The organism is Micromonospora sp. CNZ295 (assembly GCF_004217535.1).
Genome location: NZ_SHKZ01000001.1, coordinates 4,681,072 through 4,703,262, shown reverse-complemented (window position 1 = coordinate 4,703,262; position 22,191 = coordinate 4,681,072). Strand labels below are relative to the sequence as shown.

At 71.7% G+C, this 22,191-nt stretch carries 19 protein-coding genes; 6 read left to right on the top strand and 13 right to left on the bottom strand.

Annotation, left to right across the window (positions count from 1 at the left end; genetic code table 11):
* Window position 1: 1 nt before the first annotated feature.
* From EV376_RS22035 to EV376_RS22005, 7 genes are read right to left on the bottom strand one after another with little or no spacing between them, the layout of a single operon-like run.
* A complete protein-coding gene (locus EV376_RS22035) occupies window positions 2-1,546 on the bottom strand; it encodes a hypothetical protein (RefSeq protein WP_130326117.1) in 1,545 nt (514 codons plus the stop codon).
* Entirely contained in the window at window positions 1,543-4,710 is a 3,168-nt protein-coding gene (locus EV376_RS22030; RefSeq protein ID WP_130326116.1) for a hypothetical protein, read from the bottom strand. Before EV376_RS22030 ends, EV376_RS22035 begins: the two co-directional genes overlap by 4 nt.
* Complete coding sequence (locus tag EV376_RS22025) at window positions 4,711-4,974, bottom strand: hypothetical protein (RefSeq protein WP_130326115.1); 264 nt, start codon at window positions 4,972-4,974, stop codon at window positions 4,711-4,713.
* Between the two features lie 2 nt (window positions 4,975-4,976).
* Complete coding sequence (locus EV376_RS22020; protein ID WP_130326114.1) at window positions 4,977-5,408, bottom strand: hypothetical protein; 432 nt, start codon at window positions 5,406-5,408, stop codon at window positions 4,977-4,979.
* Window positions 5,409-5,430: 22 nt separating this feature from the next.
* Window positions 5,431-6,600: a hypothetical protein gene (locus EV376_RS22015; protein WP_130326113.1), complete on the bottom strand. Its 1,170-nt coding sequence runs from the start codon at window positions 6,598-6,600 to the stop codon at window positions 5,431-5,433.
* Between the two features lie 9 nt (window positions 6,601-6,609).
* Window positions 6,610-7,554 (bottom strand): hypothetical protein, encoded by a 945-nt coding sequence (locus tag EV376_RS22010; protein WP_130326112.1) that lies wholly within the window; start codon window positions 7,552-7,554, stop codon window positions 6,610-6,612.
* A 35-nt stretch (window positions 7,555-7,589) separates the two neighbouring features.
* Entirely contained in the window at window positions 7,590-7,775 is a 186-nt protein-coding gene (locus tag EV376_RS22005; RefSeq protein ID WP_130326111.1) for a hypothetical protein, read from the bottom strand.
* Between the two features lie 143 nt (window positions 7,776-7,918).
* On the opposite strand from EV376_RS22005, the gene EV376_RS22000 reads away from it, so the two are divergent.
* The 5 genes from EV376_RS22000 (at window position 7,919) to EV376_RS21980 (ending at window position 14,005) form a co-directional block, all read left to right on the top strand.
* Complete coding sequence (locus EV376_RS22000) at window positions 7,919-8,617, top strand: BTAD domain-containing putative transcriptional regulator (protein WP_207228274.1); 699 nt, start codon at window positions 7,919-7,921, stop codon at window positions 8,615-8,617.
* An 82-nt stretch (window positions 8,618-8,699) separates the two neighbouring features.
* Window positions 8,700-9,101, top strand: a complete 402-nt coding sequence (locus EV376_RS21995) for a hypothetical protein (protein WP_130326110.1) — start codon at window positions 8,700-8,702, stop codon at window positions 9,099-9,101.
* Window positions 9,102-9,201: 100 nt separating this feature from the next.
* On the top strand, window positions 9,202-9,798 hold the full coding sequence (locus tag EV376_RS21990; RefSeq protein ID WP_130326109.1) for a LemA family protein: 597 nt from the start codon (window positions 9,202-9,204) through the stop codon (window positions 9,796-9,798).
* Window positions 9,799-9,800: 2 nt separating this feature from the next.
* A complete protein-coding gene (locus EV376_RS21985; protein ID WP_130326107.1) occupies window positions 9,801-11,792 on the top strand; it encodes a M48 family metallopeptidase in 1,992 nt (663 codons plus the stop codon).
* A gap of 134 nt (window positions 11,793-11,926) precedes the next feature.
* Entirely contained in the window at window positions 11,927-14,005 is a 2,079-nt protein-coding gene (locus EV376_RS21980; protein WP_130326105.1) for a cellulose binding domain-containing protein, read from the top strand.
* A gap of 94 nt (window positions 14,006-14,099) precedes the next feature.
* Here EV376_RS21980 and EV376_RS21975 read toward each other — a convergent pair whose 3' ends face one another.
* Complete coding sequence (locus EV376_RS21975; RefSeq protein WP_486482756.1) at window positions 14,100-14,906, bottom strand: SAM-dependent methyltransferase; 807 nt, start codon at window positions 14,904-14,906, stop codon at window positions 14,100-14,102.
* Window positions 14,907-15,081: 175 nt separating this feature from the next.
* On the opposite strand from EV376_RS21975, the gene EV376_RS21970 reads away from it, so the two are divergent.
* Window positions 15,082-15,867 carry a carbon-nitrogen hydrolase family protein gene (locus EV376_RS21970; protein ID WP_130326101.1) on the top strand — a complete coding sequence of 262 codons (786 nt, stop codon included), beginning with the start codon at window positions 15,082-15,084 and terminating at the stop codon, window positions 15,865-15,867.
* Between the two features lie 25 nt (window positions 15,868-15,892).
* On the opposite strand, the gene EV376_RS21965 is transcribed toward EV376_RS21970, so the two are convergent.
* The 5 genes from EV376_RS21965 to EV376_RS21940 form a co-directional block, all read right to left on the bottom strand.
* A complete protein-coding gene (locus tag EV376_RS21965) occupies window positions 15,893-16,468 on the bottom strand; it encodes a hypothetical protein (RefSeq protein ID WP_130326099.1) in 576 nt (191 codons plus the stop codon).
* Between the two features lie 18 nt (window positions 16,469-16,486).
* Window positions 16,487-17,635 (bottom strand): zinc-dependent alcohol dehydrogenase, encoded by a 1,149-nt coding sequence (locus tag EV376_RS21960; RefSeq protein WP_130326097.1) that lies wholly within the window; start codon window positions 17,633-17,635, stop codon window positions 16,487-16,489.
* Between the two features lie 142 nt (window positions 17,636-17,777).
* Window positions 17,778-19,436 (bottom strand): right-handed parallel beta-helix repeat-containing protein, encoded by a 1,659-nt coding sequence (locus EV376_RS21955; protein WP_130326095.1) that lies wholly within the window; start codon window positions 19,434-19,436, stop codon window positions 17,778-17,780.
* A 277-nt stretch (window positions 19,437-19,713) separates the two neighbouring features.
* A complete protein-coding gene (locus EV376_RS21945; protein ID WP_130326093.1) occupies window positions 19,714-20,502 on the bottom strand; it encodes a DinB family protein in 789 nt (262 codons plus the stop codon).
* A 104-nt stretch (window positions 20,503-20,606) separates the two neighbouring features.
* A complete protein-coding gene (locus tag EV376_RS21940) occupies window positions 20,607-22,181 on the bottom strand; it encodes an FAD-dependent oxidoreductase (protein ID WP_130326091.1) in 1,575 nt (524 codons plus the stop codon).
* Between the last annotated feature and the right edge of the window lie 10 nt (window positions 22,182-22,191).

The following is a 22,191-nucleotide window of genomic DNA, read 5'->3' as shown; positions in this document are numbered from 1 at the left end:
ATCACTGCCCTCCAGGTCGGGGTAGCGGTACCACCACGGGTCCGGTCGGCTGGGGCGCCATGCCCAGGGCACGCAGCGCGTCGGAGATCTCGACCACCTCGCCCATCGCGCTGGTGATCCGCATCCGGAGCTGGTGGTGCCGCAGCACCGAGCGGATCATCGCCGGTCGCTGCTCGACCGGCGCGTCCCGGACCACCCGCTCGACGTGGTCGGCGGTGAGTTCCATGCGCCGCAACGCGTCCACGACCCGCGGGTCGGGGACGAACTCGGGGTCGAGCCGTTGCAGCTCGGCCAGCTGGGCCCGGAACGCCCGCACGTCCGAGCGCAGGTTGGTGGCGAGGTGGTCGGTGAGCGCGGGGACGCTCGAGACGCTGGCGGTGCGGTGCGACTTGTCGTCGATCAGTGTCACCCAGCCGTCGTCGGCGATGCCGACCAGATCGGTGCCGCGGATGTTGGGCGCGTCGTCGGGGCCCTTGAGGAACATCTCGATGCTGCTCAGACAGAACGCCGCGGTGAACTCGGCCGGGGTGGCCCGGCCGAACGTCACCATCTGGTGGCGTACATAGCCGCGGAAACCCGTGCCCGCGTCATCGCCGCCGTTGCGCCGGAAGTTCGCCCAGAGCGTTTCGAGCGCGGACAGGTTGTGCATGGCGAGCTGCTGGATGATCCAGACGTCGCCGGCCGCCACCACCGCGCGCAGGTGCGGGTCCTGGATCGTCCGCAGCACCGGCGCGAGCCGATCGGGTGTCACCTGCGCGGCCCGGGCCCGGGCACGGCCCAGCTCGTCGATCGCCGCGCGCAGATGCTCGAGCTCGGCCGCGCTCATCCGACCGCCGATCGCCGCCTCCAACTGGGCGAGCGCGGGGGCCCGCCCGCGACGCATCGGGATGTCCGGAGTCAGGGCCTGCCCCTGGGTCTCCTCGGTCAGGACCCGTACCAGCGCGTTCGGTTCGAGCTCCGCCGCTTTGCGGATGGCCGCGCGCCGGTCCGGGGAGAGCGACCCGAGCCGCCCGCGCATCGCGTCGATCTCGACGTCCGGGCGGGCCCGGCCGCCGGCCGCGAGGGCGCCGGTCTCACCTTCGAACTCGCGCAGCAGGTCGTCGGCGTAGGCCCAGGACTCGTCGTGCAGGCGCAGCGGCGCGTCGCCGACCAGCGCCTCCCGAGGCCGGCTCAGCTCCCGCATCTGCAGGCTCAGCTCGTCGAAGTACTCACCGAGGGTCTCCATCCGTACGTGCGGCGGCAGCTCCCCGCCCTCGAGGACGACGTCCAGGATGCCGGCGATGTTGTCCCGGAGCACCTGGATCCGTTCGAGCCGGCCGATGACGTTGGACATGTGCAGCTCGCCCACGTCGTCGATGACCCGGGCCACGATGAACTCGAGGAACGCGGCGGCGTGCGGGTCGCCCCGGCCGGAGAGCCGGCTGTAGTCGTGCATGAACTGGCGCAGGCGCGGGTTGGCGTCGATCGCCGCGCGTACCGCCGCACGGTCGATGTGCGCCATCACGCTGAAGCGCCCCGGAGCGCTGACTCGAGGTCGAGGTGTCACGGCGTGCCTCCTGCCGGCGGGTCGTCGTCCCGCGCGATCGCGGCCAGGACGAAACGGGCGCCGCCCGGACCGCCGACCGAGCCGCGGATCATCGCCTCGCGCTCCAGATAGGCGAGCAGCGGCTCCATCACCTTCTGGACGATCTTCTCCATCACCAACGCGGTGGTCACCTGGGTGATGAACTCGGTGAGCAGGTCACGCGAGGCGGCCTCGATCATCTGCCGGGTGGCGCGCCGGACCACGAACCGGCGTGCCGTCCGCCCGCCGGCGCGCAGCCCGGCCCCGAGCCCATGGCGCGCCCCGACGCGCAGCGCAGACCTGCCGCCGCGGGCCACCGCGCCGACCGCCGTCCCGGCCTCGGGGACGAGCGAGAGAGCCAGCCCGAGGTAGGCGGCGAAGAGTCCGATCTCCACCTCCGCCCGGGTGAGCACCAGCTCGGGGTCGAGCATGGAGGCGTAGAGGCGGGCGCGTTCGTGCGCGTGCGCCACCTCGACCAGCGCCACGCCCACGCCGACCAGGAAGCCCGCCGGCGGACAGAGCACCGACAGCGCCACGATGCCGACCGTCAGACCGAAGTTGGTCAGTGCCTCCCGACCGAGCTCGCTGCTGAAGAGCTGGTCGACGCCGAGGGCGTAGCAGACGTTGCCGCCGAAGAACTCGCCGAGCTGCTGATGCACCTGAAGGTGGATGCCCTGCAGCACCACGGTGGTGCCCGGGATCGTGGCGTTGCGGACGTTCTCGCTGATCTGGCTCGACTTGAAGGCCCACCGAGCCGAGTCGCGCGCCTTCTCCACCATCTCCTTGTTGTTCGCGGCCATCTCGTGCAGCACGCGCCACAGCTCGTCCCGGATGGCGTTGCGGTTGAGCCGGAACCGCAGCATCACGTCGGGGATGTCCGCGATCTGCTTGACCAGGGGGTCGATCCCCTCGGCCTCGCCCCGGATCATCACCAGGGCCTGCTCGAGGTCGGCCTCGGCCCAGAGCACGCCGTGCGAGTCGCGGATCTTCGGCACGCCGTTCACCGTGACGATCTCGCCGGCCGATCCCGCGCTGGTCTGCGCGGTCTCGCTGGCGAGGAAGGCACCGGAGAGCGACCGCGCGGCGCCGAACCACACCGTCGCGGCGCTCGCCATGGACAGGGTCGCGGTGAGGTCGCCGCCGGCCCAGCCGGTGGCTTCCTGCACCGCCGTCGCGGCGTTGTGCGCGCGCAGCCGGTCGCGCAGCCGCTGCAGCTCGGCGTAGTCGGACAGCTGGGAGACCATCAGCCGCTCGAAGATCGGGGCGTACTGCTGGAAGTTGCTGATCCGGGCCTGGATCCCCTGCTGCGAGGAGAGCAGCAGCTGAAGCAGCAGCGCCTGGCAGCCGGTCACGAAGATCTCGCTGACCGCCTCCTTGATGCCCGGGGTGAACTCGTGCAGGAAGTGCAGGTTCCACGAGGCGGGCGTGTCCATCCAGCCGCCGCGCACCTTCGGCCAGTGCTCCGGTGACTCGTACGTGCGCATGACCCGCATCGCCAGCGCGTGCAGGCTCGGCACCACCCCGGCGAGGTGGCGCAGGAACTGGATGGCGGGCGACGCCACCGGCCGGAAGTTGATCGGCCCCAGGTCGCCGGTGCCCTCCGGCACCGGCAACGTGAAGCCCGGGCGTTCGGTCTGGGTGATGTACCGGCTGATGTCCGCCGCGCGCCCCTGCAGGGTGCGGCAGGCCATGATGCAGAAGTTCGCGGCGAACTCGCACGGCTCGATCTGCAGCCGGAAGGCGAGGTCGGCGATGCGACGGCGCAGCTCCTCGCCGGCGGGGCCGAGGTCGCGCAGGGACGGCTCGCCGTTCATCGACTGGCATTTCAGCGGGTCGCCGCCGCCTCCCGAGGCCGGGAAGAGGCTGGCCCGCCGGTCATCCGCGGCGGACGGCGCGGTCGGGTCGTAGACGAACGAGCCGCGCCGGGGCCGACCGCCGTCGCCATCGCCATCGCCGGCACCGGCGCCGGAGCCGCTGCCGCTGCCAGCGCCCCCGGCGGGCCCCGACCCGGTCGTGCCGCGCCCCGGCTCACCACCGCCCTGGCCACCGCCCGGCTCGCCGCCGCCGGTGCGGGCCGCGGGAACGGTGCCGATCGGCAGCAGGTTCGCCGTGCCGGTCCACCGCAGCCGGGCGGTGACGGTGGTGTCCTCGATGATGATGGCCATCGAGTTGCCCATCCGCACGATCACGACCGAGCCCATCGGCCTGCCGTCGAGCAGCGCGATCAGGTGGTCGGCGCGCCGCTCGACCTCGTGCCGCACGGCCCGTTCGAGCTGGAGGTCGTGCTCGGCGACCGAGGTGGTGCCCCGGCGCGGCTCGGCGCGTTGGATCTGAAACCGGATCTGGGTCGCCATCGTCTCGTCGATGACATCGATCAGGGCGTTCCGGTCGGTGATGCGCCGGATCTCCGCCGTCGCCGGACCGGGGTCGGGCTCGACCGGGGTCTCCGTGAACGGGACCGCCGCCTTCGGGGTGTAGCTGTGCCGCCCGAACTGCCGGAACCCGACGACGCTGGGCGGCGCGCCGTCGACGAGCACGATCCACGACGGGCCGACCGGCGTGTCCGCCCGCATGATCAGGCCCCGCGGCGAGGTGCTCTCCGGCCAGCCACCGAAGCGCCCCACCGCCTCGGTCGCGAGCCGCATGACGGTCTCCCGGTCCGGCGGTCGGGGCAGCACGGACCAGCCGTACGTCGGCGGCGAGGCGATCGGCACGTCCCGCGGACTGCCGTCGCCGTCGTAGGAGGGCAGCCAGTACGTCCACATCGCGGGGCGGCGCCGGGTCGGATCGAGCCGCTCGGCCGGCGGGTCGCTGAGCGGGGCCGCCCGGTCGCTCTCCGCGGTCGCGGCGTCGGCGGCGACCCCGGCTCCGGTGACCGCAGCGGCGACGGCCCGGCGCAGGCGCTCTTCGAGGTCCTGTCTGGTCTGGTCGGAGACGCCCGACAGGCCGGGGCCGGACCAGTGGATCGTCGGCTGGCCGGGCGCCACCGTCAGCCTGCCGTGGCGCGGCCGGAGCACCTCGCGGTCGGCGGTGGCCAGGGCGCGACCGAGCGCCGCGCCGAAGGCGTCGACGAGGTCGTCGGCATGGTGCGCCAACGCGTCGCCGTCCACCCGCAGGCGGGCCGGGATTCGCACCGTCACGGCCATCTACGCCAGCTCCTCCAGGTTCTCCGCGAGCCGCGCCAGGGTCAGGTCGATCAGCTCCTCGGGGTCGATCGCCGTGCCGGTCGAGACCACCTCGATCTCGACCGGGAAGTGGTACTGGACGATCGTCTGCTCGCTGCCGACGAACGCCTCGGCCTCGGCGGCGCTGCCGGGCCCGGCGACCACCCACTCGCCCTCGTGCACCACGGCCAGGCCGGTGGTGTGGACCCGGCTCGCCTGCCAGGACCCGCTCTCCATCGCGCTCATGATCAGGGCAGGGTGCTCGCGTCGCCGACCTTGGGATCGATGTTCGCCGCGAGGCTGAAGCCGCTGAAGGTCGCCGCCGGCGCACCTGAGATCGTCGCCGTCGTCGGCGTCGCGCTCGTGATGAGGCAGTCAGTGAGCACGAAGGACGAGAAGGACCAGTCGTCGCCGACCTTCTCGAAGAGGGAGATGTTGAAGAGCTCGCCGTCGAGTGCCAGCTTGGTCAGCTGCCCGACGACCGCGCCGATCGCCTTGACCGTCATCGAGAAGTTGATCGTCGGCGGGGAGAAGACCGCTCCGATGTGGCTCTTCTCGATCGAGTGCAGCGGCTCGACATTCATCGAGAACGACGGGCTGAACGAGTCGATCGGCGAGATGTCGATCGTGTCGGCGCCCTTGGTGTAGGTCACCGCGAGCTTGGTGTTCCATTCCGGCATGGTTGTCAGGCCCCTATCCCTGTCAGAACTTTGCGACGACGGTGACCAGCAGCTTGCTGAAGGCCGGGCCGTAGATGATCGTGGCGATGAGGTCCACCACGCGGTTCTCCCGCGCCGCGGTGAGCACGGCGTTGTCGGTGGCGGTGCGGGCGGCCTCGGGGATGCTCAGGATGTCCAGGACCGGGATCTCGATCCGGTAGTCGTCGATCACGTTGTCCCGCCGCATCGGGCCGAGGATGCTGTCGACCTGGATCTTCAGCTGGGTCATCCCGGCCTTGGTGATGCGGGCGTCGCCGATCAGACCGATGAGGCCGGCGCGGAGGTTGAACTCCGCCTGGTCGAGGGTGCGCGCCATGTCGAGGTGCAGGATGCTGGCGTCGCTGGTGAACAGCCGCCCGTCGGCGAAGTGCAGGCTCTCGCCCGTGATCAGCGCCGGGTCGATGAGCGGGATGATGTTCGCCTCGGAGAGGGTCTTGATCTCGCTCGGGCTGTACTGTTTCGCGACCGGGATCGTCACGCCGCGGATCTTCTTCAGCACGATGCTGTGGTGCACCGGGAGCCCGGCGACGGCCGCCATCGCCGCTGTCGCCGCGTCGGTGGTGGCGCCCCGCGCGGCGATCATCACCATCCGGCTGGTGCTGCTCTTCAACGGGTCGACGGTGTCGATGACGTCCGCGGCGTAGGTGGGGCTCTTCGCCGTCGCCGGGTCCACCATCGCGAAACCGAGCCGCCGCTGGCCCGCCGCCGACATCGACTCGACGTGTGCCTTCAGCGCCTGCAGGGCGGTGGGCGGGTTGCTGCCGGCGGGTGTGCCGACGGCGACCTCGTTGGCGAGGGAGACCATCGTGACGTCGTCGGCTGCCTCCAGGCCGCTGAGCGCCGCCGCGTAGTCGTCGCCGCTGACCTTGACGCCGTAGACCTTGGCCGGTCGTGGGTCCTGCAGGAGCGCGAGCTCGAGCGAGTTGTAGAGCGCGTTGCGGACGACGTTGCCCGCGTTGACGCGGGCGAAGTTCGTCACCGCGTCGTCGAGCGTCTCGATCCGCACCGGGGTGTTGGCCGGGGCGGAGCCGCCGTCGGCCGAGGCGGGGGCCTTGCCCACCACCGCGACCACGCCGGGCGAGCGCTGCGCGAGCGGCGCCGGCGGTGGGACGATCTTCACTTCGACGTACGGAAATGCCGCTGGGATGGGCACTGATCCTCCTCAGTTCGCTGGCACCGCGACCAGTCCGATGCCTTCCCTGCCGAGCCACTGCCCGGCCTGCGCGAAGCGCGCGGCCCGTCGCTGCTCCGCCGTTCCCGTCGTTCCTCCGGGCCAGTCCTCGTCGTCGAAGACGGCCGCCGGGACGATCCACACCACGACCACCCGGTGACGCCGACGCACGTGCGGCTCGACCGGCAGCTCCAAACCGAGATCGAGCGCGCGGGAGCGCAGCAGCCGGCTCTCCGCCAGTAGATCCGCGAGGGACAGGGGCTCGTCCCGGACCAGCACCGCGGCGGCGAACGGCAGTGGCTTCGCCGTCGGTGTCACCGCCGCGGGCTCGGTGAACCGGACCTGCGCCGTGCCCGTGGCGCCCTGCCCGCGCCAGCGGAGCACGAGCTCGGAGACACTCGACACGCCCACCCCCGCGAGGATCCGGTCGAGGTGGGCGTCGGTGAACGCCGCCGGCTGGTCCAACCCGGACCGCAGCCGGGCCAGGACGCGGTTGCGTCGCTCGGTCTCCAGCACCGCCGGGTCGGTGGGGAGCGAGCCCAGGTCCGCGATGATCTCCGGATCCACGTCGAACGAGGGCAGGGCCACCTCGACCAGCTCGATCCGGTCCAGCATCGGCGCGGTACGGACCACGAGCGCGCCCCGCCACAGGGCGTCGGCGCGCGCCCCGCCGCTGCCCAGTCCGTGCAGGCGCAGCCGCAGCTCGGTCCGGTCCGCGCCGCCGACACCGGCCCACTCACCCTCCAGCACGGTGGTGGGCGGCTCGGCGAAACCGAGCCGCAGCTCGTCGAAGACCGGCGCGAACGGCGGCGACACCGGCATCGCCTCGGTGTCGAAAGCCGCCTCCACCAGGTGCGCCAGGGACTCCTCGGAGAAGAGCCCGGCGCGCGTGGCGGGGTCAGCCAGCCTGACCAGGACGCTGTCGACGAAGTCCACGTCCGTCACGATGACAGGGCGCCATCACCGCACCGTCAGCGTTGCGTCACGGCGGCGAGCCACTCTCGCATCAGCCGCAGCACCTCGTCCGGCTCGCTGCTCGACAGCACGGTCTCGGCGGGCTTCGTCAGATCCGGTCGGATGGTGACGCGAGCGCGGAAACCTGCCGCGGCCTCGTCCTCGAACCACACTCGGACCACCAGCATCGCCGCACCGTCCATGCGAGCAGGCTGACCCGCCGCCGTCACCTGTGCGTCACCGAGTCCACCGGCGGCCCGCCACCCCGCGCGATCAAGGTCAGGAACGCGACATTGACCAGCGCTCCGGGCGGACCCAAGCTGAAGCCACGTGGAGGGGGGAGATTTTGAACCTGGATCTGCTCGGGGGATTCAAACTCTCCCTTGGCGCGCACTCCGTCGAGGTGCCGGCGACGGCGCAGCGCGTGCTGGCACTGCTGGCCGTCCGCGGGACGATGAGCCGCACCAGCGTCGCCGGGACGCTCTGGCCCGAGGTGAGCGAGGAGAAGGCGCTGGCCAGCCTGCGCACCTGCCTGTGGCGGATCCAGCAGATCGACCGCGGCCTCGTGGCCGCCGGCTCCACCACGGTGGAGCTGACCGACGCCCTCGACGTCGACGTGCACGAGCTCACGGCCACCGCGCGGATGCTCCTCAACGACGGGGTCGAGCACCTCTCGCCTTGGTGGTTCAGCGGTCGGTTCGTCAGCGACCTGCTGCCGGACTGGTCCGAGGACTGGCTCGTGATCGAGCGGGAGCGCCTGCGCCAGCTGCGGCTGCACGCGCTGGAGCGGCTCGCCGAGCGATTGACCGCCCAGGGTCGGTACGGCCTGGCGCTCGAGGCGGCGCTCGCCGCCGTGCGTGCCGACTCACTCCGCGAGTCGGCGCACCGAGCAGCGATCATGGTGCACCTCGCCGAGGGCAACATCGCCGAGGCCGTGCGCCAGTTCCAGCGCTGTCGCGACCTGCTGCGCAGCGAGTTCGGTGTCGAACCGACTCCCGCCCTCGCCCGGCTCCTCGGCGACCGCCTCGCCCTCCACGCCGCCTGAGGACGGCCCGGTCGCCGCCCGCCGGATCAATTCGGCGCTTCGGCTCCTGGCGCGACCAGGGCGGATGACCAAGACTGGGGCGATGGCTCACGATGTCGCGGGAGCGCCACGCACCCAGGTGGCGATCGCCGCGCTGCTCGTCGTCGCCGGTGTGCTCATCCTGTTCGTCCCCGCCGGCGCCGAGGGTCCGGTAGTCGTGCCGATCAGCGAAGGTCACGGGCTGTCCGCCGTCGACGGGGCCGGCGCGGCACTGCTGGCGTCCGGCGGCACCTGGCTGGAGGCGCTCGTGGTGTGGCGCCTGCCGCACCTCGCCCTCCCCCCGCGGGCCGTGTTCGCGCTCGGCCTGCTGGCCGGCCTCGGCATCGGGCTCCTGATCGCCTCGGTCTTCTCGGGATTCTTCTGGTGGTGGGCGGTCGGCGCCACCGCACTCGGCGTTGCCGTCCTCGTCCTGGTCGCCCGCACGGCCAGCCGTGGTGGTCGCTGACCGAAGTCCCCCGCGACCAGCGCGCTCAACGCAGCGGCAGGTCGCGACCACGACGTATGATCATCGACAGGGCAGGCCGACGCGAACCGAGGGAGCGGCCGTGGAACTGATCATCGGACTGGTGTGCCTGGCGCTGATCGTCGTGGCGGTGCTCGGGTTCGGCGTCTCGATTTACAACGGGCTGGTGCGGAGCCGCAACGCGTACCGCAACGCCTTCGCTCAGATCGACGTCCAACTCGTCCGCCGGCACGACCTGATCCCCAACCTCGTCGAGGTGGCCAAGGGCTACCTGAAGCACGAGCGGGAGACGCTGGAGGCAGTGATCGCCGCCCGGACGTCGGCGGTCAACGCTCAGGCCGCCGCCGCGGCGGCACCCGGCGAACCGGGCGCGATGCGGCAGCTCAGCGGCGCGGAGAACGCCCTCACCGCCTCGCTGGGCCGCCTGTTCGCGCTGGCCGAGGCGTACCCGGACCTGAAGGCCAACCAGAACATGATGCAGTTGTCGGAGGAGCTGACCTCGACGGAGAACCGGGTGGCCTTCGCCCGCCAGGCCTACAACGACGCGGTGATGACCTACAACAACAAGCGCGAGGTCTTCCCGTCCAGCCTGGTGGCGGGCATGTTCTCCTTCGGCCCGGCCGAGCTGTTCCAGCCGGAGGACCCGCAGCAGCGGCAAGCACCGCAGGTCTCGTTCTGAGGATGAACTTCTTCGAACGCCAGCGGCAGGTGCGGCGGCTGTCCGTACGGCTGGTGCTGCTTTTCGTGCTGGCCGTGGTCGGCATCGTGGCGGTGGTCGACGCGGCCGCGGTGGTGGCGTTCAACGCCACCGCCGGCGGCACCGGGGACCTGATCGGGCTGGTCGCCGTGGTCACTCTCGGCACCGTCGCCGCGATCGGGCTCGCCGCCCTGTTCCGTACGGTGGCGCTGCGCGGCGGCGGCGGCAAGGTGGCCCGCGAGCTGGGCGGGGTGCCGGTGCCGACGGACACCACCGACCCGGAGCTGCGGCGACTGCGCAACGTCGTCGAGGAGATGGCGCTGGCCTCCGGCGTGCCGGTGCCCGAGATCTACGTCCTGCCGAACGAGGACTCCATCAACGCCTTCGCCGCCGGCTGGAGCCCGACCGACGCCGCCGTGGCGGTCACCCGGGGCGCGCTGCGCCGGCTCAACCGCGACGAGCTCCAAGGGGTGATCGCCCACGAGTTCAGCCACGTCGTCAACGGCGACATGCGGCTCAACATCCGGCTGATGGGCCTGCTGTTCGGCATCCTCTTCCTGGCGGTGATCGGCCGTGGCCTGCTGCGCGCCGGCGTGCTCGGCGGCGGCCGCAACCGCGGCGGTGGCGGTGGTGGCGGCGCGAACCCGCTGCCGCTGGTCGGGATCGCCATGCTGGCCGCCGGGTACGTCGGCGTCCTCGCCGGGCGGCTCATCCAGGCGTCGGTGTCCCGCCAGCGCGAGTACCTGGCCGACGCCTCGGCGGTGCAGTACACCCGGCAGACCCGCGGCATCGCCGGGGCGCTGAAGAAGATCGGCGGGCTCACCGAAGGCTCCGAGCTGAAGGCCACCAAGCGCGACGAGGTCGGTCACATGCTCTTCGGCGAGGCCACGCGGGCGTCCTGGTTCGCCACCCACCCCCCGCTGGTCGACCGGATCCGCGCGCTGGATCCCTCGTTCGACCCGGGCGAGCTGGGCCGGCTGTCCCGGCAGTGGGCGGCCACGCCACCGTCCGGACGACAGGAGGACGTCGCGCTGGGCCTGGCGCCGCCCGACGGGGCGCGGGCGCCCGCCACCGCGCGCCGACCCGAGACGAGCGCGTCGCGCCGGCCGCCGGCCGGCCCGGCACTGCCGCGGGAAGGGCTGCGCGTGCCGGTCGCACCGGCCGACGTGCTCGACCGGGTGGCCGCCCCTACCGAGACCGCCTACTCGCACGCGGCGACGATCCTCGACCGGATCCCACCCGACCTGCTGGCCCGGGCACGCGACCGGACGGCCGTCGTACCGGTGCTGCTCGGCCTGCTGCTCAGCGCGGACCCGCAGGTGCGCCAGCGGCAGCACGCCGACCTGGCCGACCAGCACGGCCGTGAGCTGGCCGACGCCGCCCGGCGCGAGGCGGACGCCCAAGCCGGGCTGCACCCGCTGCTCCGGCTCCCGCTGGCTGAGCTGGCCTTCCCGGCCCTGCGCGACCGCCCGGGCCCGGAGCTGGAGGCCCTGCTGGCCGCCGTGTTCACGCTGATCCACGCCGACAGCGCGATCGACGTCACCGAGTACTGCCTGTCGCGGCTGCTGCTCGACGAACTCCAGGAGTCGCTGCACCCGCGGTCCCGCTGGCGGACCGAGCGGCGCAAGCTCACCGACGCCCGCTCCGCCGCGGCCGCCCTGCTGGCGACACTCGCCCAGGTGGGGCATGGCGAGTCCGCCGCCGCGGAGGCGGCCTTCCGGGCCGGCGTCGACGCGCTGCTGCCCGGTGCCGCCCTGCCGTACGCACCACCGGAGAACGGTGTGCTGGCCCTGGAGACCGCGTGGCCGGTGCTCGACGCGCTGCGACCGGAGGACAAGCAGCGGCTGGTGGCCGCCACCGTGGCGGTGACCAGCCACGACGGGACGATGACCGTGCCGGAGATCGAGCTGCTGCGGACCATCTGCGGCCTGCTGCACTGTCCGCTGCCACCGCTGGTGGGGCAGGGAATCGGCTGACCGGCGCCGGCCGGCCTTGCTGGCGCGGTCCACTCCATCGATACTTCTGGTGGTTCGAGCCGGCCGTGGTCGAGGGCGAGGGCAACTCCTCGATCGTCACCCGTCCATGCGCCCTGCTCCGGAGGATCGACTCCATGAAAACCCCCAGACGTCAGCTCCCGCGCCGCCTGGCGACGGCCGCGGCCGTGCTCGTCCTCGCCGGCACCCCGGCCCTCGTCCACCAACCCGTCGCCAGCGCCGACGTCGTTCCCGTGACGGTCACCGTGAACGCCAAGGCCGGGCTGGCAACCGTGCCGGACACCGCCCTCGGCGTCAACGACGCGATCTGGGACGCCCAGCTCGGCACCGCCGCCGTGGCCGACCTGTTGAAGGCGGCCGGGGTGCAGATGCGCCGGTACCCGGGCGGCTCCTACTCGGACATCTACCACTGGGAGGACCACACCGCGCCGGGCGGCTACGTGGCTCCCGGCACCGACTTCGACACCTTCATGGCCGGTGCACGCCGGACCGGCGCCCAGCCGATGATCGTGGCGAACTACGGCACCGGCAGCGCCGAGGAGGCGGCCGGCTGGGTGCGGTACGCCAACGTGGTCAAGGGCTACGGCGTCCGGTACTGGACGATCGGCAACGAGAACTACGGCAACGGCCACTACGGCGCCGAATGGGAGGCCGACGACCACGCCGACAAGAGCCCGCGGCAGTACGCCACCGAGGTCGTCGCGTACGCCGACGCGATGAAGGCCGTCGACCCGACGATCAAGGTGGGCGCCGTGCTGACCATGCCGGGGAACTGGCCGGACGCCATCGTGGCCGAGGGCGACGCCGGAAGCTGGAACCAGGTGGTGCTGTCCCTCGCCGGATCGAAGATCGATTTCGTCGACCTGCACTGGTACCCGGGCGGCAGCACCGCCGCCGAGGCGGTGGCCAGGACCGAGCACATCGTGGACGCCGTCCACCTCGCCCGGCAGCAGATCACCAGGTACGCGGGGCCGAACGCCTCCCGCATCGGCATCAGCCTGACCGAACTCAACGTCGGGGTCGGACAGAACACCCTGCCGGGCGCGCTCTTCCTCGCCGACGCCTACAGCGGCCTGCTCGCGAACGGCGTCTTCACCGTGCAGTGGTGGAACGTGCACAACGGCATCGGCACCGTGTCGACCGTGGCCGGGCAGACCGACTACGGCGACTTCGGCCTGCTCTCCAGCGGCAACTGCACCGCGGACAACAGCGTCTGCCAGCCCCCGATGAACACGCCGTTCGCGCCGTACCACGCGCTGGCGATGATGGGCCGGTTCACCAACACCGGCGACCAGTTCATCCGCGCCGGCGCCGACCGGACGGCGGTCACCGCGCACGCGGTGCGCCGGCCGAACGGGGACGTCGCGGTGCTGCTGCTGAACAAGGACCCGGACAACGAGTACACGGTCAAGCTGGACTACGCGGGCTTCACACCCGCCGCGGCGGCACCGACCGTCCACACGTACGCCAACGGCGCCACGTCCATCACCACGGCGCAGAAGGGAACGGCCACCAGCCAGACGCTGCCGCCGTACTCCCTGACCGTCCTCGAGGCGCGGACCGCTCACGTCGTCACGGGCGCTCCCACCGCGCCCGGCCAGCCGGTCGCCGGCGCGGTGACCGACCAGACGGCGACGATCGGCTGGCCGGCGTCGCGGGCCGGCGCCGACCCGATCGCCAAGTACGAGGTGTACCGGCAGCACGGACCGGTCAGTGAGCAGCTCGGCGAGACCTCGGGGACCTCGTTCACCGTGCGGAACCTGCGTCCGGGCACGCGGTACACGGCCAACGTGCTGGCCCGGGACACGGCGGGCCGGATCTCCTGGTCGTCGCCGCCGCTGACGTTCGTCACCGGTAGCCCGGCGGAGAGCACCTGCACGGTGCGGTTCAGTGTCACCACCGACTGGGGCAACGGCTACGTGGCGAACCTCGACGTGACCAACACCGGGCCGGACCCGATCGACGGCTGGACGCTCACGTTCGACTGGCCCACCGCCTGGCAGCGCGTCGACAGCGGCTGGAACGCCAACTGGGTGCAGGACGGCCGGGCCATCCGGGTGACCAACGCCGAGCACAACGGAGAGCTCGCGGCCGGCGGCGGCACGACCTCCGCCGGTTTCGTCGGCGGGTACGGCGGCCCGAACGTGCTGCCGGGGGTCTTCCGGCTCAACGGCACGGTCTGCACGACGCTCTAGAACGGACATGCTCGGGGCGCCCCCTTGAGTCGGGGGCGCCCCGAGCACGGCTGCGCCGCGTTCCTGCCGCTCGGCCGCGAAGCGTCGACTGGCCCTAGGGTTTGCGGCCCACACCGCCGAAGGCGTCGATGTCGGCGGGGGTGTCGACCTTGTCGTCGGGCCGCCACTGCGGGCACGGTACGACGCCCGGCTCCACCAGCTGCAGGCCCTCGAAGAACCCGGCGATCTGCTCCGGCGAGCGCAGCGTGTACGGCGTCGCGCCGGTGTCGTTGTAGTCGTCCTGCGCCTGCTGCATCTCCGCGCTGATCAGGCTGGTGCCGTCGTTGAGCGAGAGGTAGCTGCCGGACGGCAGCGCGGCCAGCAGTTGCCGCGTGATCGACCGGGCGGTGTCGTAGTCGGGGACGTGGCCCATGACGCCGCTGAGGATGAGCCCGACCGGCTGCTGGAAATCCAGCGTCCTGCCGGCCTCGGCGATGACCGCGGCGGGATCGTGCAGGTCGGCGTCGAGGTAGGCGGTCTTTCCCTCGGGCGTGCCGACCAGCAGCGCGCGGGCGTGCACCAGCACCAGCGGGTCGTTGTCGACGTACACGATCCGGGCGTCCGGCGCGATCCGCTGCGCCACCTCGTGGGTGTTGTCGGCCGTCGGCAGCCCGGTGCCGACGTCGAGGAACTGCCGGATGCCGGCCTCGGCGGCGAGGAAGGTGATCGAGCGGACCAGGAACTGCCGGGAGGCGCGGGCGACGTCGACGACGCCGGGGAAGACCTGCCGGTACTGGTCGCCGGCTTCGCGGTCGACCGCGAAGTTGTCCTTGCCGCCGAGCCAGTAGTTCCAGATCCGCGCCGAGTGCGGCACCGAGGTGTCGATCTTCGGCTGCCCGGTCGCCTGCGATTCCAAGGTCACGGTGACCCCCGTCCTTCTCCGTCGTGTTGTCGGGTCGCGGGACGGACCATTGGGGACGACGTCGGCCGCGACCGCCGCCCCACCGTATAGAAGGTGAGGGATCGACGCTACCGCCGGCTTGATCGTCACCCGGCCCACCTGCCCGGTCCCGCTCCTCATCGGCGAGGCTGTCGGAATGAGCGACACCCTGAACGTCACCGTCTGCCAGCTCGACACCCGCGAAGCGCAACGCGCGGCGGCCCTGGCAGCCCTGGCCGAGCACGTTGCGAGTACCGGGTCCGACCTGGTGGTCCTGCCGGAGCTGCCGTACTCCGACTGGCTCGCTGCCGAGCCCGTCGCGGACCCGGCGCGCTGGCGACGCAGCGTCACCGAACACGAGGCCGGCATCGCCCGGCTCGCGGAACTCGGCGCCGCCTCGGTCATCTCCTCCCGACCCACCATCGAGGCGACGGGCAGCAGACGCAACCAGGCCTTCGTGTGGACCGCGCCCACCGGCGCCGCCCGGATCCGCGACAAGTACTACCTGCCCGACGAGCCCGGCTTCTGGGAGGCCTCCTGGTACGACCGGGGCGAGCCGACCTTCGACACGTGCCGTGTCGCTGGGGCCCGCGTGGGCGTGCTGCTCTGTACGGACCTGTGGTTTTTCGAGTGGGCCCGGCACTACGCCCGCAGCGGTGTCGAGATGCTGTGCGTGCCGCGCGCGACCCCCGGCGAGTCACTGGCCAAGTGGCTGGCCGGTGGCCAGGCGGCCGCCGTCTGTTCGGGGGCCTACTGCCTCTCGTCGAACCACTGGATCCCGACCGGATCCGGCCTGGACGGTGGGGGACTCGGCTGGGTGATCGACCCGGACGGCGCGGTGCTCGCCACCACCACCCCCGACGAACCGTTCGTCACGGTTCAGATCGACCTCGACGTGGCCAGGAGGGCCAAGACGACCTACCCGCGCTACGTGCGCGAATGATCGTGCCTGCGCGGCGGGCGAGGCCTCAACGCCGGCGTCGTCCCGCGATCCACTTGAGGCTGAGGTAGGCGAGGCCGCCACCCAGCGCCCAGGGCGCTGCGACGACGATCGGGTCGAGCGGATGATGCGCCACGTCCGCTCGACCGCGACGGAGCCGGGAGGACAACCCGTGGTTCGAGATCTCGGTCCGCAGGCCGGCCGCGGCGAGCGGGTTGTCGGGACGGCCCGCGGCGAACGACCGCAGGACGCTCTCCACGACGTCCACCCGGTCGGCGGCCATCAGGAGCAGCCAGTGCGCGGCACGGCCCTCGCTGTAGCGGCGGTAGGCGTACCGGCGCAGCACTCCCGACAGTCCCTTGGGCGGGCACGCCGTGCCGAACACGGGGGTGAGGAATTTGTGCTCGATCGACCGCTCCCGCGGCCACCGCTCGGGCTGCCGCTCAGGGAACTGCCAGGGTGCCCCGTTCAGGTCCGGGTCGAACCGTTCCTTCGGCACCGAAGGACGGTCCTTCGGATCGAGGTCGGCTCCCCAACCGGGGATGCGGGCGCGCAGTTCGTCGCTGGAGTGCGCCAGTTTCGGCTTGTCCGGCAGGTAGGGCATGGTCGGCCTCCGGTTCGATCAGGCGGCGTTCGTGACGATCAGTGGCTTGATGCAGCCGTCGAGCTTGGCGGAGAAGATGTGATAGGCCTCGGCGACGTGCTCCAGCGGGACGCGATGGGTCACGATCTCGCTGGGCTTGAGGTAGCCGTTGCGGATGTGTTCGAGCAGACGCGGCCACTGCCGCTTGACCGGGCACTGGTTCATCCTCAGGGTGAGCCCCTTGTTCAGGGCGTCGCCGAACTTCACCGCGCTGAAGATCGGTCCGTAGGCGCCCATGACCGAGATCGTGCCGCCTTTGCGGACCGAATCGATCGCCCAGTTGAGCGCGACCGGGGATCCGCCCTGCAGCTTCAGCTTGGCGGCGGTCACGTGCTGGAGGAGGTTGCCGTCGGCCTCCGCGCCGACGGCGTCGATCGCCACGTCGGCACCGAGGTGGTCGGTGATCTTCTTCAGGTGTACGACGATGTCGTCGTACTCCGTGAAGTTGTAGGTCTCGGCGTGGGCGAAGGACGCTGCCTTCGCCAACCGGTAGTCGAGATGGTCGACGACGATGACCCGACCCGCACCCATGAACCAGGCCGACTTCGCCGCGAAGAGGCCGACCGGCCCGGCGCCGAAGACGACCACCACATCGCCCTCGACGATGTCGCCGAGCTGCGCCCCGAAGTAGCCGGTGGCGACCGCATCGGTGAGCAGTACGGCGTCCTCGTCGTCCAGCCACTCGGGGATGACGCTCGGGCCGACGTCGGCGAACGGCACCCGTACAAACTCGGCCTGGCCGCCGTCGTACCCGCCGCAGGTGTGCGAATAGCCGTAGATGCCACCGACGGCCGTGGCGTTGGGGTTGACGTTGTGGCAGTTGCTGAACAGGCCCCGGGCGCAGTAGAAGCACGAGCCGCAGTACACGTTGAAGGGGACCATTACCCGATCGCCGGGTTTCAGGTTCTGCACCGACGGGCCGACCTCGTCGACCACGCCGATGAATTCGTGGCCGAACGTCATCCCGACCCGCGTGTCGGGCATCATCCCGTGGTAGAGATGAAGGTCCGACCCGCAGATCGCGGCCCGCGTCACTCGGACGATCGCGTCGTTGGGATGCTCGACGGAGGGCCGGTCCTTCTCCTCCACCCGCACCCGGTACGGACCGCGGTAGACCATTGCTCGCATCGGCTGCCTCCGGACTGTGCACGCACGGATGATTCGCCCCGGATCATCCGAAGCAGTGCAGGTCCTACCCTGGCGATCCGCTCACAAACCGCGACCCGGACCGGGCGGCGGCCGCACTCCGCTCGCCGCGGCGTGCCGGCGGTCACCGGTTGCCGTGGTTGCCGCTCCAGTGACCGCCGACGGCTGGGGTGTCCGCCTGGATCGGGGTCTCGTTGCCGTCGAGATCGTTCTCGACGATGCGGCAGTTGAGGCAACTGCCCCGGTTGGTGATCCAGATCCCCTGGGTCTGGGTGCCCGAGCCGCTGTCGCGGATCAGGTTGCCCCGGATGGTGACCGAGTCGGAGGTGGCGTTGAGGGTCAGGCCGGCACGGTTGTCCGGGGCCGCCGGCAGCTCGTACGGCGTTCCGGGCAGCGGGGTGTCCGCGCTCCAGCCGTTGTCGCCGCCGGGGCGGATCGGGGCGAGGGTGAGTGTCGTGGCGTCGTTCGCGGCCACGACGGCGTACCGGTCGCCGACCCGCAGGACCTTGCCCCGGTGGCCGTCGGCCGGCCAGTCCGCCCGCTGGTCGATCACGGCGTGGTCGGTGTAGCGGACCGACTCGCCGCTGCCGCCGGCCGCCGGGGCGCACTGGCGGCCGTTGTTGCGGACGCGGTTGTTGAGGATGACGGCGTCGCGCAGCGGCCGGTCGAACCGGATGCCGTCGAGGCTGTTGCCCCAGATGTCATTGCTCTCGATCACGATCTCCTCGGCGGCGACCCGGTCGCCGCCGCCGAGGTCCTGATGGTGGTACCCGTAGCGGCCGTTGCCGCTGATCCGGTTGCCGCGCACCGTGTACGGGCCGGGGGTGTTGCCGATGCTGACGCCGTCGCGCAGGTTGCCGTCGATGAGGCAGTCGGTCAGCAGGCCGCCCCTGCCGGGGATACCGGTGGTGCCCTTGGCCGAGACCTGGAAGCCCGCCTCCAGGTTGCCGATCATGGTGCATCCGGTGACGATGAGCCCGTCCGCGCCCCAGTCGGAGATGCCGAAGCGGTTGCCTTCGGCGTGGCAGCCGACGATCCGGATCCCGCGCGGCTGCGGCCGGTCGGGGTGCTGCATCTCCAGGAAGATGCCGTTGGTCGCGTTGCCGACGGCGATGCAGTTGGCGATGGTGAGCCGTTCCACCGGCCCCCACCCGCCGATGCCGACGCCGATGCCGGCGCCGCCCATCTCGAGGCCGTTGTCCATCCGGCCGCATTCGAGCACCCGGACCGCCTGGACCAGGCTGTCCTGCAGGAAGTCGCAGCCGAAGCCGGTGGCGGCGGTGTGATGGATGAACAGGTTCCGGAACAGGCCCCCGCTCACGTACTGCAACCCCAGGCCCTTGGCCAGGGGGTTGTAGTCCGCCGACGCCACGCCCGATCCGTCGATCTCGAAGTCGGCGAACGTGCAGTAGGCGAGGGGACGGTCCGGACCGGCACCGTGCAACTGGGCGGTGTAGAAGGCGAGGGGCACCGGTTGGGACCGGTTGCCCTCGTTGCTCAGGACGAACCGGGTGGCCCCCGGGCCGGCCCCCATCAGCGACACCCCGCTGCGCCAGACCGTGCCGGCGTCGCGGATGGCGTAAACCCCGGGCGGGCAGTAGATCACGCGCGCGCGACCGTCCGCGGCGAAGGCGTCGCCGAGCCGGTCGACCAGCGCGGCGAGCGCCGGCTGGTCGTTCGTCGTGCTGTCACCGGTCAGACCATGGTCCCGGGCGTTGCAGAGCAACGGCGCACCGGCCACCGGGTACGCGCGCACGCCGGCCGACGTGACCTGACCCGGCACGGGACGTCCTCCCTTTCTCCGACGGCGGACCCGAGCGCGGATCGCGCGACGCTCGTCAGCCGCGCGCCCGTCGGGCGGCCCCGCCCTGACGGTACGTCCGTGCGGACCACGACCGGGGCAGATCACCGCGATTCACGACCGCCCCGGTCGTCCTCAGTGGCGGGAAACGGCTCTTCGAGGGCTTCGACCGGGACATCGACCTCAAGATCCTCTCGGTGCACCACTCGCCGTACGCCGTGCACGTCCGGTACGCCGTCGTGCACTGATCCGCGGGCGATCAGGCCGGGCTCGTTGTCGCGCCGGACCGCAGGCGATCGAGATCCCGTTCGGCGAACTGCCGGTGGTGCCACTCCTCGTTGAGGATGATCAGCAGGCACTCGCGTACCGGGAAGCTTCGCGGCGGCGGCCAGCCGCTGCCGGCCACCGGCTCGGTGCGGCTGCCCAGAACCTCACCGGTCAGGCCGTCGAGCACGGTGCGCACCGTCGCCATCCGATCGCGGCGCAGCGCCAGGACCTCCTCGAGCGAGGGACGGGCCGCGCGGTCCCGAGGGATCCCCGGCGTGTCGGGCATCTCGTCCCAGGGCAGGTCGAGCGGATCCCACGGCGAGGGATCCCCGAGGATGGCCCGCCGCACCCACGCGTCGGTGGCGAACACCAGGTGACGAAGGGTCTCGATGAACGACCACTCGCCGTCCACCGACTCGTGCAGCAACGCCGGGTCCAGCGTGCGGGCCCGTTCGACGGTGCCGTCCCAGAGCCGCTCGACGATGTCCCACGCTTCCCGGAACCCGTCCGGGTCGGTGGGCCGCATCTTGGCTCGGAGCGGGTCGCGCCGATCGAGCTCCGCCTCGATGAGCGGCCCGACGTCCACCCCGTTCACCACCAGGTGCTGGATCTCACCGTCGATGCGGACGTCGGCCAACTCCGCGCCGCGCATCACCACCCCGCTCAGATCCACACCGCGGAAGAGGGCGCCGGACAAATCGACGGCGCGGAACTCGGCGCCGGTCAAATCGACCCGGTGAAAACGGGAACCGCTCAGGTCTTCCTCGGTGAAGTCAGCCATGGTCGGACCGTAGCCAGACCATGTGACAGCCGCACGGCAGGTGCACCCGTCCGTCGACGGCGAGAGCGGCCCGCTGCCGCACGGCGACCGGCAGCGGCATCCGGTCAGCGGGTCTGCACGCGGATGGCGTCCGGCCACTGCAGTTGGACGCCCAGGTCGGTCAGCATCGCCTGGAACTCGTCACGCAGTTCGGGCTTCGACCGGACGGCACGTGGCGGTACGCCGCGCTTGATGCTGAAGGCCGCCAGCGCACCCGCGGCCTCGCCGACGTTCCACTCGACGGGGTGCAGCCGGTAGCAGCCGTTGGTGATGTGGGTGACGCCGAGGCACTTGCCGGCCGCGACCAGATTCTCCAGCCGAACCGGTACCAGGGCGCCGAGCGGAATCTGGAAGGGATAGGTCGCGATGTCGAGGTAGCCGCGCCCCGACGTGCTCGGATGCAGATCGATGCGGTAGCAGCCCACGCCGACGCTGTCGCTGAAGTTCTCGGCGCTGGTGGCACCCGGTCGAGCCGTGACGCCGATGTGCTGCTCGAGGACCGTGAACTCGGCCCGGATACGTCGCGCCTCCCGGATGTACGGGGCGGCGGCGAGTCCGTCCGCCGTACCCAGCGTCTCGCCGGCCGGACGCAGCATCGGATACCCCACGCCGCCGTCCGGGCGGGGCGCCTCGGTCTGCAGCCAGTGGACGAACGAGAGGGTGAGCTGCCGCGCCCGCTCCAGACCAGTGGCGCGCTCGGCGGCGGGGACGCCGGTGATCGGGGAGAGCCAGTAGTCGATCTGCGGCCAGTTCACGAGGGTGATGTCGGGAACCGCGGGGCGGACGTGCCGGCCGTACCGGATGCGACGGAACGTCCAGAGATCCTGCTCGCCGGGGGCGCCGAAGAGCGGACGCCGCAGCGGCTTGCCGGTCTCCGGCTCCTGGGTGGTCCACCCGAGTTGCGGGCCGGGCCAGTGATCGGCGCGGTAGTTCCGCCAGAAGGCGTACTCCGCCGGCCGGTCGATCGTGTGATCCTCGCCGGGGCGCAGTTCGAGCGCGACGCACCAGGTGATGGCCTGCTGGTCGTGCGGGTCGGCCGGCCCCGCCAGCGCGTGCGGTTCGCCGGTCTCCGCCGCGCTCTCCGCCCCGAGGACGTGCTCGCATCCGGTGAGCGGCAGCAGGTCGCCTTCCTCGGTGGCGTCGAGTACGTAGCGGGCGGTGATCCGGACCGTCTCGCCGTCGCGGGTGTCGGTGAAGGTGACGGCGTCGACCCGGTCGAAGGTGACCTCCGCCGAGATCGGCTCGTGCCGGGTGAGCAGGCGCACCTGGCCGACGCTGAGCCACGGTCGCAGCATGTCGCGCAGGACGCTGTGCAGGACGGTCGGCTCGGCGGCCAGGTTGCTGACCCACGCCTGGCCGGGATTGAGGTGCGCGGCGGCCCTCGCGGCCGGCACCAGCGGGCGGTTGCGGCGGTAGTGGTCGCGTACCGCGTCGCGCAGCTGCCGGTACGTCGCGGTGACGCCGGTGTGTTCCACCCAGGGATGCTCGTCGGCCGGAACCGCCTGGGCGGTGAGCTGCCCACCGATCCAATCGGTCGCTTCGGTCAGGATGACGGTCTGTCCCAGCTGGGCGGCCGACTGGGCCGCGGCCACGCCGCCGCAGCCCGCGCCCACGACGAGGACGTCACAGTCGAGTTCCATGATTGTTCTT

What these genes read in the sequence shown, in the direction of transcription:
- EV376_RS22030 (WP_130326116.1), bottom strand. Translation starts at nt 4,710, where the DNA reads ATGGCCGTGACGGTGCGAATCCCGGCCCGCCTGCGGGTGGACGGCGAC.
- EV376_RS22025 (WP_130326115.1), bottom strand. Translation starts at nt 4,974, where the DNA reads ATGAGCGCGATGGAGAGCGGGTCCTGGCAGGCGAGCCGGGTCCACACC.
- EV376_RS22020 (WP_130326114.1), bottom strand. Translation starts at nt 5,408, where the DNA reads ATGCCGGAATGGAACACCAAGCTCGCGGTGACCTACACCAAGGGCGCC.
- EV376_RS22005 (WP_130326111.1), bottom strand. Translation starts at nt 7,775, where the DNA reads ATGGACGGTGCGGCGATGCTGGTGGTCCGAGTGTGGTTCGAGGACGAG.
- EV376_RS21995 (WP_130326110.1), top strand. Translation starts at nt 8,700, where the DNA reads ATGGCTCACGATGTCGCGGGAGCGCCACGCACCCAGGTGGCGATCGCC.
- EV376_RS21985 (WP_130326107.1), top strand. Translation starts at nt 9,801, where the DNA reads ATGAACTTCTTCGAACGCCAGCGGCAGGTGCGGCGGCTGTCCGTACGG.
- EV376_RS21980 (WP_130326105.1), top strand. Translation starts at nt 11,927, where the DNA reads ATGAAAACCCCCAGACGTCAGCTCCCGCGCCGCCTGGCGACGGCCGCG.
- EV376_RS21970 (WP_130326101.1), top strand. Translation starts at nt 15,082, where the DNA reads ATGAGCGACACCCTGAACGTCACCGTCTGCCAGCTCGACACCCGCGAA.
- EV376_RS21965 (WP_130326099.1), bottom strand. Translation starts at nt 16,468, where the DNA reads ATGCCCTACCTGCCGGACAAGCCGAAACTGGCGCACTCCAGCGACGAA.
- EV376_RS21960 (WP_130326097.1), bottom strand. Translation starts at nt 17,635, where the DNA reads ATGCGAGCAATGGTCTACCGCGGTCCGTACCGGGTGCGGGTGGAGGAG.
- EV376_RS21945 (WP_130326093.1), bottom strand. Translation starts at nt 20,502, where the DNA reads ATGGCTGACTTCACCGAGGAAGACCTGAGCGGTTCCCGTTTTCACCGG.
- EV376_RS21940 (WP_130326091.1), bottom strand. Translation starts at nt 22,181, where the DNA reads ATGGAACTCGACTGTGACGTCCTCGTCGTGGGCGCGGGCTGCGGCGGC.